Annotated in this window: 8 protein-coding genes; 1 reads left to right on the top strand and 7 read right to left on the bottom strand. The window is 33.3% G+C overall.

Translation table 11 applies throughout. The annotated features are described in order from the left end of the window. Positions 1–8 precede the first annotated feature (8 nt). The 5 genes from FGM02_RS04225 to FGM02_RS04205 all read right to left on the bottom strand — a co-directional run bounded on the left by FGM02_RS04225 (position 9) and on the right by FGM02_RS04205 (position 9,027). Positions 9–2,630, bottom strand: a complete 2,622-nt coding sequence (locus FGM02_RS04225; RefSeq protein WP_139957063.1) for an amino acid adenylation domain-containing protein — start codon at positions 2,628–2,630, stop codon at positions 9–11. 117 nt (positions 2,631–2,747) lie between these two features. Then, complete coding sequence (locus FGM02_RS04220) at positions 2,748–3,335, bottom strand: lipoprotein signal peptidase (protein WP_139957062.1); 588 nt, start codon at positions 3,333–3,335, stop codon at positions 2,748–2,750. Between the two features lie 72 nt (positions 3,336–3,407). Continuing rightward, complete coding sequence (locus FGM02_RS04215) at positions 3,408–3,788, bottom strand: TraR/DksA family transcriptional regulator (RefSeq protein ID WP_139957061.1); 381 nt, start codon at positions 3,786–3,788, stop codon at positions 3,408–3,410. A 4-nt stretch (positions 3,789–3,792) separates the two neighbouring features. Then, complete coding sequence (gene ileS / locus FGM02_RS04210) at positions 3,793–7,200, bottom strand: isoleucine--tRNA ligase (RefSeq protein WP_139957060.1); 3,408 nt, start codon at positions 7,198–7,200, stop codon at positions 3,793–3,795. Between the two features lie 144 nt (positions 7,201–7,344). Next, the gene (locus tag FGM02_RS04205) at positions 7,345–9,027 is read right to left on the bottom strand and encodes an MBL fold metallo-hydrolase (RefSeq protein ID WP_139957059.1); all 1,683 of its coding nucleotides are present in this window, start codon (positions 9,025–9,027) and stop codon (positions 7,345–7,347) included. 133 nt (positions 9,028–9,160) lie between these two features. Here FGM02_RS04205 and FGM02_RS04200 point away from each other — a divergent pair, with 133 nt between their 5' ends. Continuing rightward, entirely contained in the window at positions 9,161–9,694 is a 534-nt protein-coding gene (locus FGM02_RS04200) for an RNA methyltransferase (RefSeq protein WP_139957058.1), read from the top strand. Between the two features lie 42 nt (positions 9,695–9,736). On the opposite strand, the gene mgtE is transcribed toward FGM02_RS04200, so the two are convergent. Beyond that, positions 9,737–11,092, bottom strand: coding sequence for a magnesium transporter (mgtE, locus tag FGM02_RS04195; protein WP_139957057.1), 1,356 nt, complete (start codon positions 11,090–11,092; stop codon positions 9,737–9,739). Then, on the bottom strand, positions 11,082–11,858 hold the full coding sequence (gene rsmA, locus FGM02_RS04190) for a 16S rRNA (adenine(1518)-N(6)/adenine(1519)-N(6))-dimethyltransferase RsmA (RefSeq protein WP_139957056.1): 777 nt from the start codon (positions 11,856–11,858) through the stop codon (positions 11,082–11,084). The genes mgtE and rsmA overlap by 11 nt, the downstream gene beginning before the upstream one ends. Between the last annotated feature and the right edge of the window lie 17 nt (positions 11,859–11,875).

The following is an 11,875-nucleotide window of genomic DNA, read 5'->3' as shown; positions in this document are numbered from 1 at the left end:
GAGAAATGCTAGCTAGTTGCTAAATGTTCATTTATAATGTTTGTAACGGTTTTTAGGTTTGAACTTTCAAGCATTGAACTATGTGTAAAGGGAACTTTATAGTGTTTAATTTCGGAGGAAATATCCTTTGATAAATAGAATAAATTTTCTTCTAGTGAAGAGTTTGGTGTTTTGAAATTGTATGAATGGTTAGGATCTGAAGCCACTATTAATATAATTTGACCAGTAATTTTTTTGGGTTGGTGGTTAACAGCGAATAAAAAATTATTATTTCCGAATGTTTTACAAAGTTTTTCTGTTTTAGTTACCAAACCTAATAACACTAATGGGCGCAGCATAAATGAAAGTTGTCCTCTTTTAGTGCTAAGTTTTTTTATTCTAGTATAGGTGAAGTACGTAAAATATTTGACAAGTAGTATGTTTTCTTTAAGGTTTCCCTGAATGATTCTTTTTTTATAAAAAAGAATGCGATTAAAATAACTGTTTTTATTGATTAGATTAATAAGTGCGGTTGGATGAAATGAATCTAATAAGTAGATATATTTTATTCTTTTTCCTTTATTTTCTAGTAAATGTGCCATTTCAGAAGCTAAAAGTCCACCCATAGAATAACCGATTAAAATAAATTCTTGAGAGTCAGAAATTAATTCTAAATCTTTTGTGTAAATTTTCGCGGCTTCTGCAATTGAATTTGGCAATTTTTTAGGGCAAAGTCCAAACGGAATTGTTGCAATAATTGGATGATCTTTAGGTAAATCATTAATTATTTTATTAGGAAAAATAATGCCTTCGCTATGAATGGTTTGCGTTATTATAATAGGTGATTTTGTTCCTTTTTTTCTTAGAAAAATTACTTTTAGCTTCTTTTTAGAAATAGTTAAGTTGTCTATTATTTTAGCTTGCGCCTCTATTGTATTTGTTTTTAAGAAGGTATCTAGCGCTATTTTATGTCCTATTCTAGTTTCTATTAATTGATGAATTAAAATATTACCTAAAGAGTCACCTCCTAAAAAATGATACGGGTCTTTTATACCAATTGGCTTCATTTTTAAGATTTCTTCCCATATTTGACTGAGTTTTTTTTGTGTTTCGTTTTGAGGTGATTTGTACGAAATGCCGGTATAAATTCTGTTTTTATCTGGTTTAGGGAGTTTTGTAAGATCTATTTTACCATTGGATGATAATTCGAATTTTTCAACTTCAATATAAGCATTGGGTAGCATGTATTTTGGCATACTCTTACTTAAATAGGTGTTGAGTCTGTCTAGATCTAGCGTTTTATTAGGAATGACATAAGCTATAATTTTTAAATCTTTGTCGTTTATTTTATAACTTGTTATTTTGCAATTTGAAATACTTTTATGTGAAGATAATACGAATTCAATTTCTCCTAATTCAACTCTTTGTCCACTTATTTTTACTTGATGATCCGTTCTTCCATGGAAGTAATAAACGCCATCTTTTGATTTTTTTGCAAGATCTCCCGTTTTATAAAGTAATTTACTATGAATCGAATTTGTGATAAATTTTTCATTCGTTAAATCGGGTCTATTTAAATATTTGGTGCCTAATCCAGGTCCTGATATGTGAACTTCCCCAATTTCGCCATTCTTTACAATTTGTTGGTTTTCATCTAGTAGGATGATTTTCATATTGGCAATTGGGATCCCAATTGGGACAGGCATTTTTGTGTTTTTCGGATCACATCTCCATTGTAATACTGAAATGGAACATTCAGTTGGTCCATAAATATTTATTAATTCGGCGGTTGATTGTTTGAAAAAATCATTCACTAAATTTCTATCTAAGGCTTCTCCTCCTAAAAAAACTTTTTTTAGAGAAATACAGTTTCTAAATTCGGGAAACTTAATATAGGCTCTTACTAATGAAGGAGCAGAACCTATAATAGTTATTTTCTCTTTTTTAATCAATTCTATTAAGTAAAACCCGTCATAATGGAATTTTTGTCGAGCAAGTACCAAAAGTCCTCCGCAGGCTAAAGCCATAAAAATTTCTAGGATAGAAAAGTCAAATGTAAAAGAAGCATGTTGAAGTACAATATCTTGTTCTGAATGCTTATATGTGTCTTTGTGCCAAAGAATATTATTTGTTAGTGCAGCATGACTTAAAACAACTCCTTTGGGTGTTCCTGTAGATCCTGAGGTATATAAAATAACCGCAGTAGTATTCTTATTTATGTTTAGTTCAGGTTTCGTTGTTGGGTAGTTCGAAAAGGAATTGCTTAGGTTGCCTAGTGAAATAATTTTGTGTGGTACGGTAATTCGGTGTAGGCTATTGTAACAAGCTGTATTTGAAACTAAAAAAGGGTTGGGAGCATCTTTAAAGAGTAAGTCCAAACGATGTTTTGGAGTATCTGTATCAATGGGAAGATAAGCAGCTCCACATTTTAAAATTCCGAGAATACCAATAAACATCTCAATGGAGCGCTCAAGACAAATTTTTACAACATCGCCTTGCTTAATGCCTTGGTGAATTAAATAATTTGCAAATTGATTAGCTTGAAGGTTGAGTTCTTGGTATGAAATTGTAGTGTTGTTAATTTTCACCGCCAAATTATTGGGATGAAGTCTTGCTTGTTTTTCGAACAAGGCGTGGAGTAAATATTCCATTTATAATTTGAGTTAGGGATTCAAATTTTTTGTGGGGTATATGTACAAATATATCTTTTTTAAAGAGATATAAAAATTAAAATAAATTCTTATAATTATTCGGAATTGTTGCTGTTGTTATTTAGGGAAAATCTTGTTTCCAAAAACAATTAAAATACTCACTCCAATAGTAATAGCAGAGTCTGCAATATTAAAGATGGCGTTAAAAAAGGTGAAATTTTCTCCACCTACTTTGGGTACCCATTCAGGAAATACTCCATGCCACATCGGAAAATAAAGCATGTCTACTACTTTTCCATGAAAAATTGTACCGTAAGGCTTGTTGGAGAATAGTGTGGCTAATTGGTAGTTTGAATGGTCAAAGATAATTCCATACAATACAGAATCAATAATGTTTCCTAAAGCACCTGCAAAAATAAGGGCTACAGAAACAATCAATAAATTATGAGCCTTCTCTTTTATCGATTTATAAAGCCAATATCCAATACCAACAATGGCACCTAATCGGAATAAAGTCAAAAATAATTTCCCTGCTTTTCCTCCAATTTCTGCTCCCCAAGCAGCTCCGTTATTTTCAATAAAATGAATTCTAAACCAGTCAAAAACAAAAATTTCTTGACCTAGCATTAAGTTGGTTTTGATCCATATTTTGCTAATTTGATCTATGGCAAGAACGGCGATAATGATTAGGATTGCTTTTTTCAATGGAGATAGGGATAAATAAAAACAACTTCTCTGTAACGAAACAAAGAAGTTGTTTTGTGGAATATTAATGTGTTATGATTGCGCTTTTTTAGCTTCAATGCTTAGTGTTGCATGTGGGACTAATTTCAAACGTTCTTTTTGAATTAGTTTTCCTGTAACTCTACAAACTCCGTAGGTTTTATTTTCAATACGTAGCAAAGCATTTTTTAAATCGCGAATAAATTTTTCTTGACGAATAGCTAACTGCACGTTCGCTTCTTTTGCCATTGTTTCAGCTCCTTCTTCAAATGCTTTAAAGGTATGAGAAGTGTCGTCTGTCCCGTTAGAACTGTTGTTCTTATAAGCATCATTCAAGATGTCTAAATCTTCTTGGGCACGGGCAATTTTTTTCAAGATTATTTCTTTAAACTCGGCTAAATCCGCTTCTCCGTAATGTGCTTTTATATGGTCCATTTTTTTAATTTTTACTAATTAACAATCTACTTTTTATATCGTCAAATTCAACCTCAATTCCGTCTACCGGGTTTGTTGAGAATTCTAATTTTTCAGTTAATGTTTCGCTCTTGATATAGTCTTCGTTTTCCAAAACAGCTTCTTTTAAAATAGCATGTTCTTCAATGATTAATTGAATTTTGTCTGTTACTTCAAAACCTGAATCTTTTCTTATGTTTTGAATTCTATTGATCAATTCTCTGGCAATTCCTTCCTTGCGTAATTTGTCAGAAATATGAACATCAAGAGCTACTGTTAAGCTACCTTGATTGGCAACTAACCAACCTTCAATATCTTGTGAAGAGATCTCAACTTCTTCTGTGGATAAATCTACAATTTTTCCGTTTATTTCTAAAGAAATTTTTCCATCTTTTTCAAGTTTGGCAATGTCTTCTTGTGTGAATTTTTGTACGGCAGCACCTACAAAACGCATTTCCTTACCATATTTAGGTCCCAAGACCTTAAAGTTGGGTTTGATGTTTTTTACTAAAATACCAGAAGCGTCATCAATCAACTCAATTTCTTTCACATTTACTTCAGAAATAATCAAATCTTGGATGGCTAAAATATCTGCTCTGTCTCTTTCGTCCAAAACAGGAATCATAACACGTTGTAAGGGTTGTCTTACTTTGATCATTTCTTTTTTACGTAACGATAAGACCATAGAAGAAATTTGCTGTGCTTTTTGCATTTTTCTTTCCAAAGCTTCGTCTATAATTGCTTCATTTGCTATAGGGAAGTCTTCTAAGTGAATAGATTCTTGGAAGTTTCCTTCAGTAGCATTTGTCAAGTCTTTGAATAAGTTTTCCATAAAGAAAGGGGCAATAGGTGCTCCTAACTTTGCTACATTTAGCATACACGTATACAAGGTTTGGTAGGCAGAAATTTTATCATGCTCGTATTCACCTTTCCAAAAACGTCTTCTACTTAAGCGTACAAACCAGTTACTTAGGTTTTCAGAAACAAAATTCTGAATAGCTCTTGCTGCTTTTGTGGGTTCATATTCTTCATAGAATTTATCTACGTTTTTAATCAAGGTATTTAATTCAGACAATACCCAACGGTCAATTTCTGGTCTTTCTTCATTTGGAATATCTGCTTCAGCATAACTGAAATTATCCAAATTCGCATATAAAGAGAAGAAAGAATAGGTGTTGTATAAAGTTCCGAAGAATTTTCTTCTTACTTCGTCTATTCCATCCAAATCAAATTTTAAATTGTCCCAAGGATTTGCATTTGCAATCATGTACCAACGTGTTGCATCTGGTCCATATTTGTCCATGGTTTCAAAAGGGTCAATTCCATTTCCTAAACGTTTCGACATTTTTTTACCATGCTTGTCTAATACCAATCCGTTAGAAACAACATTTTTATAAGCAACTGAGTCAAAAACCATAGTACTAATTGCATGTAGTGTATAGAACCAACCTCTGGTTTGATCTACTCCTTCCGCAATAAAATTGGCAGGGTAAAACTTATTGTCATCAATTAATTCTTTGTTTTCAAAAGGGTAATGCCATTGTGCATACGGCATTGATCCTGAATCAAACCAAACATCAATTAAATCGGCTTCACGTTTCATTGGTTTTCCTGAAGGTGAAACCAAGGTAATTTGATCGACAATGTTTTTATGCAAATCTAATTTGTCATAGTTTTCTTCCGACATATCCCCAACTTTAAAGTCAGCAAAAATATCTTCTGAAGCGATACCAGCATCAATAGATTTTTGAATTTCACTTTTTAATTCAGCAACAGAACCAATTAAAATTTCTTCAGTTCCATCTTCAGATCTCCAAATAGGTAAAGGAATTCCCCAGTATCTAGAGCGCGATAAATTCCAGTCGTTGGCATTTTTTAGCCAGTTTCCAAAACGTCCAGTTCCTGTAGATTCAGGCTTCCAGTTGATAGAATTATTCAATTCGAACATTCTGTCGCGTTTCTCAGTTACTTTTACAAACCAAGAATCTAATGGGTAATATAAAATAGGCTTGTCAGTTCTCCAACAATGTGGGTAACTATGCTTGTATTTTTCAACATTAAAAGCCTTATTTTCTTCTTTTAATTGAATGGCAATTTCTACATCAATAGATCTTTCTGGAGCTTCTCCGTCGTTGTAATATTCGTTTTTCACGTATTTTCCTGCGTAAGGTCCTACATGTGAAGTGAATTTTCCTTGTAAATCTACTAATGGAATTGGATTGTCATTTTCATCCAAAACCAACATAGGTGGTACTTCAGGAGTTGCTTGTTTGGCAACCAAAGCATCGTCTGCACCAAAAGTTGGAGCGGTATGTACAATACCTGTTCCGTCTTCCGTAGTTACAAAATCACCGGCAATTACTCTAAAGGCATTTTCCGGATTTTCATACGGCAAGGCATAGGGTAATAATTGCTCAAATTTAGCGCCTACTAAATCATTTCCTTTGTATTCATCTACAATAATGAAAGGAATTTTTTTGTCGCCAGCCTTATAATTGGCTAAATCTGCTTCGTTTTCAACAACTGAAAATTTCTTTCCAAACTGTTTTCCTACCAAGGCTTTGGCTAAAATTACGGTAATAGGTTCAAATGTATATTGATTGAACGATTTTACAGCGACATAATCAATTTTTGGTCCAACAGTCAATGCTGTATTGGAAGGCAAAGTCCAAGGAGTAGTTGTCCAAGCTATAAAATGCACATCGCCGTCTAAATTTTGCAATCCTTCTGGTAAGGTGTTTTTAACTGCTTTAAATTGAGCGACAATTGTCGTGTCAGTAACGTCTTGGTATGCACCAGGCTGATTAATTTCATGTGAACTTAATCCAGTCCCTGCTTTTGGAGAATACGGTTGAATAGTGTAACCTTTGTACATTAAATTCTTTTTGTACAATTGCGATAACAACCACCAAACAGACTCCATATATTTTGGTTTGTAGGTAATGTATGGATCTTCCATATCTACCCAATACCCAATTCTTTCTGTTAAGTTATTCCAAACATCGGTGTATTTCATCACTGCATTTCTACACGCTTGGTTGTAGTCTTCTACAGAAATTTTTGTTCCAATATCTTCTTTGGTAATTCCTAATTCTTTTTCAACACCTAGTTCAACAGGCAAACCATGGGTATCCCATCCAGCTTTACGCTCAACTTTGAATCCTTTCATGGTTTTGTAACGAGGAAAAATATCTTTGATGGTACGTCCAATTACATGGTGAATTCCAGGAAGCCCATTTGCCGAAGGAGGTCCTTCAAAAAATACATAGGGTTCTTTTCCTTCTCGGCTACTAATACTCTTTTGAAAGATGTCGTTTTCTTTCCAGAATTTTAGCGTCTCATCCGCTATATTTGTTAAACTTAGTCCTTTATGTTCTCTAAATTTCGCACTCATTTTACTCGCTATTCAATTGAGTTGCGAAAATACATATTTTCTGTCGATTGAAAACTATGTTACTAAGAAAAGTGTGTTCACTGTTAGCGGTTGATTTTTAAGGGGTAAGTCTTATTTTTGTAGTTAGAATTAGGAAATACTTTTTTACTTGATTTTGTTCCAAATTGGGTTTTGTTCAATTATGGTACAAGATCCACAATAAGGCGAATACCTGAAGTTTTCTTCGCTTGTATAGATATTGGTAAAATGATACCAAAATTTTGACTCGTACTGATTTGGGTTTCTTAAGACTCTCATTTGAAATCCGATAGAGAAGTCTTCCCATGGCAGTTTATTTTCAATGACACAGGCAATGACTTCAGAGCGAACAGATAATTTCATCACTTTATAATCTTCTTTAAATGAAATTAGTTCGCTTTCAGAAATTGTTTTGAAAATTTGTTGGTGAAAATCGGCATAGATTATTTCTGATTCTGTTTTGTCGAAAGTACTATTCGTCGGAATTAATTGAACGATCTGTTTGTCTTTGAATCCTGAGTTTTTTAAATAATGGATTGTTTTTTCTGCGGAAAACAAATATTCTTTTTTATAAGCATTGATGTAAAAATTAGGGTCCTCTTTTTCTAAATAAGTGACTTTTGGAAGTTTATTTTGATGGATATGTCCATTTTGTAATGTAAGTAATACATCACTTTGGGCTTCAATGAAATTGACATTTTGGGCTACGGAAATTCCCTTAAAATCGTCCGGTGAGTTTTTTAAATTATGTGTTCTGATAAAAGCATCTCTTTCAGAATATTCTTTAAACATACCTGCATAAGGAATGTAATATTTGGGTTGGGTGTGCTGTAAATAATTGACAACAGCTGCTCGCATAGATACTTTTTTTCTCTTGCTTATTTTTCTTTTTTCGGCAAGGCTATAGTCGTCAAAACATAATGGAAATCCACTGGCGCCGCTGGCAAATGAGGTCATTAAAAGATCTACATGCATAGGCAATACATGCGAGTTTAAAAAATTACAATCTACAGTTAGTAACAGTTGGTTGTTATTTGCGTTGATATAAATTCCTGAATCATCTCTAAAATCGCCAGATTTTAAAATACTGATTTGAAAGTCTGGAGTCAATTCATAAATTTGATTAAAATCGAGTGCTGAAACGTTTGTAAAAGCTAATGATTTTAAATATTTTTCACAGGAGCGGCTCGTGAAATTTCCGACAATAATTTTCGTGTCTTTTTTTAAGAGCGCTAAAGTTTCTGGATGTAAGTGATCAGGATGGTTGTGCGAAATATATACATAATCCGCATTTTTTAATAATGCAATTGAGTCAGTTGGAGAAGGGGATTTTAGCCACCATCCGGTCATAAAAGCAGGGCCAAATAACCAAGGATCTGTAATAAGGCTAATTCCATTACATTCAATATAAACAGTGGCATGGTTGATCCATCTTACAGCAACCGATTTCTTTTTGTTTGGGTTGAAAAAAGGATTTTCTAAACGTTTTATGGCATCTTTTAGGCTGATATTTCCATTTTCTAATTTTTGAAATTCAACTTTTTCTTTTGAAATATGGCTGTCGTTATAGCAAAGGTTTTCAAGGTTCAGCTTCCAATCGTGCATCGGACAAACGGCTTGTTCGCCTTTAAGAATTAATTTTCCACCGGCATGATTGCAAATTTTATCAATGACATAGTCAATTTCTAAATTGCTATCGACTTTGATAATATGATTTTCGGTGTTGTTAAGACCGATTTTAAAATCTTTGGTCGGTATTTCAATCGTTGTTTCACTTGAAACAGTTTTTAATTTGCCTAATTGAATCATTGAGAATGCTGGAATTACAATTTTTATGTCGCTAAGTTATTGATATTTTTTACTTGAGCAGAAGGAAAAAGAACAAAATATAAATTTGTGTGCTGATTGATTTCCAACTAATTTTGCGTTAGATATTTATTTTATGAGAAAATTAAAAAACAGCGAATTGAACCGCTTGGAAGTTGAAGAATTTAAGTCGGTAAAAAAAATACCTTTGATCGTAATTCTCGACAATATTCGAAGTCTTAATAATATTGGGTCTGTTTTTAGAACAAGTGATGGTTTTGTAGTGGAGAAAATTTATTTGTGTGGAATTACGGCAACACCTCCAAATAAAGATATTCATAAAACGGCCTTGGGAGCTACTGAATCAGTAGCTTGGGAATATGTTGAAGATACTTTGAGCTTGGTGAAAAAACTTCAAAAAGAAGGAGTGATTGTAGCGGCTATTGAACAAGCAGATAATGCAACAATGCTACAAGATTTTCAAGTTTCGAAGCAAGAAAAATATGCCATCGTTATGGGGAATGAAGTGAAGGGGGTGCAACAAGAAGTTGTGTCTGCTTCAGACCATTGTATTGAAATTCCACAATTTGGAACCAAGCACTCTTTAAATATATCGGTTACCACAGGAATTGTGCTTTGGTCGTTTTTGGAGAAACTAAAATTGAAATAAAATCATTTAAATTTTTTCTAGAGCCTTTAAATGGCTTTCTTATTAAAAATGCAATATTAACTTGGCAATATAAAAGAATAGAAAAATTCCAAAAATATCATTACTAGTGGTAATAAACGGACCAGTAGCAATGGCGGGGTCAATTCCTCTTTTATGCAAAACGATAGGTACAAAAGTTCCAATTAAAGCGGCTACAATAATTACACAAATTAATGCAGAAGCAATTGTCAAGCTAAAAGCAATATTGTAATCCATGACAAAGCCAAAAATCATGATTAAGAACGCTAAGGCAAATCCGTTAATCAGACTTAAGCCAACTTCTTTGATCAATCTATTCCACAGACTTCCTTTTACAATATCGTTGGCCAAACCTTGCACAATAATTGCAGAAGATTGTACACCAACATTTCCTGCCATAGCGGCAATTAAAGGGGTGAAGAAAAACAGTTCTTTGATGCCATCTTTGTGCATAAATTCTTCATAGCCTTCCATAATAAATACAGCTCCTAGTCCACCAAATAAACCTAAAACTAACCATGGCAACCTTGCTTTGGTCAGTTCAAAAATGCTGTCATCTGCCTCAACGTCATCGGTAATACCAGCCGCCATTTGGTAATCTTTGTCGGCTTCATCTCTAATAACGTCTACAATATCATCTATGGTAATTTGACCTACCAATCGATCCATTTCATCAATGACGGGCACCACAAAAAGATCGTATTTTTGCATGGTTTTGGCTACTTCTTCATCTTTTTCGCCAACTTTAACATAGGTTATTTTGGGGTCGTAAACTTCTTTTACAGCAGTTCTTGTAGAAGTAGTTAGCAAGCTTTTTAAAGAAAGTCTTCCTTTTAATACATCATTATCGTCTACCACATAAATGGTATGTACCTTGTCATAATCTTCTGCTTGTCTACGCATTTCTTTTACACAGCGTAGGTTGGTCCAATTTTCGTTGACTTTGATCAACTCTTTTCCCATCAATCCACCAGCAGAATCTTCGTCATAACGTAAAAGGTCTACAATGTCTTTGGCGTGTTCAACATCTTCAATTTGAGAAATTACTTCTTTCTTTTGCTCTTCGGAAAGTTCTCCAATAATATCCGCGGCATCATCAGAATTTAATTCGTCAATTTCTTTGGCAATTTCTTCAGAGGAAAGTCCTTGTAGTACTTTTTCACGCGTATCTTCATCTAGTTCTGTAAGGATGTCTGAAGTTTTTTCAGCATCCAATAGTTTGATGATGTAGATGGCTTCTTCGAAATTTAAATCTTCTAATATTTCAGCAATATCAGCAGGATGTATTTCAAGGAAAGTATGCGATAAAGCATGGTTGTTTTTATCAGCAATATGCTGTTTTAGATCCGAAAAAAAATCTTTGGTAATTTCAAATTGCATCTTGCTCAATTAAAGACGTTAAATTGATGAATTCTTCGACAGACAACTGTTCTGGTCGTAGGGCAAAGATAGCATCTTCTCTTAGTTTATCAGATAAATTCATCGATTTTAAACTACTTCTCAACATTTTTCTTCGTTGGTTAAAAGCGGTTTTTACAACTCGGTAAAATAATTTTTCATCTACGGGTAAGCTGTAGTCTGCTTTTCGAATCATTCGAATAACTCCGGATTCAACTTTTGGAGGAGGGTCAAATACCGTTGGTGGAACCGTGAATAAATATTCAATATCATAAAAAGCCTGAGCTATCACCGATAAGATTCCATATTTTTTACTTCCTTTTTTTTCAGCAATACGCTCAGCTACTTCTTTTTGAAACATTCCCGAGAATTCAGGAATTTGATCTCTATAATCTAAAGTTTTAAAAACGATTTGTGTTGAGATATTATAGGGGAAGTTTCCAATAATTGCAAATTGTTTCTCTTTGAAATAGTCTGTAATATTTATTTTTAAAAAGTCTTTTGAAATGATTCTTGGAGCAAGATTAAGGTAAGTGTTTTGCAGGTATTCTACTGATTCTGTATCAATTTCTATAACATGAGTTGTATAGTCTTTTTCTAAGAGATATTTAGTCAAAACCCCCATACCAGGCCCAATTTCTAAAACAGTGTCATAACCTTTTTCAGTCAAGCTATCCGCAATATCTTTGGCTATTTGTTCATCTTTTAAAAAATGCTGCCCTAAATGTTTTTTTGCTCTTACACTCATGTTTTTTTCTTTTTTAT

The sequence above is a fragment of the Flavicella sediminum genome, from assembly GCF_006381105.1.
In the GTDB taxonomy this organism is placed as follows: domain Bacteria; phylum Bacteroidota; class Bacteroidia; order Flavobacteriales; family Flavobacteriaceae; genus Flavicella; species Flavicella sediminum.
Note: the sequence above shows the minus strand (reverse complement) of the source record. Positions and strands in the feature narration are given on the sequence as shown.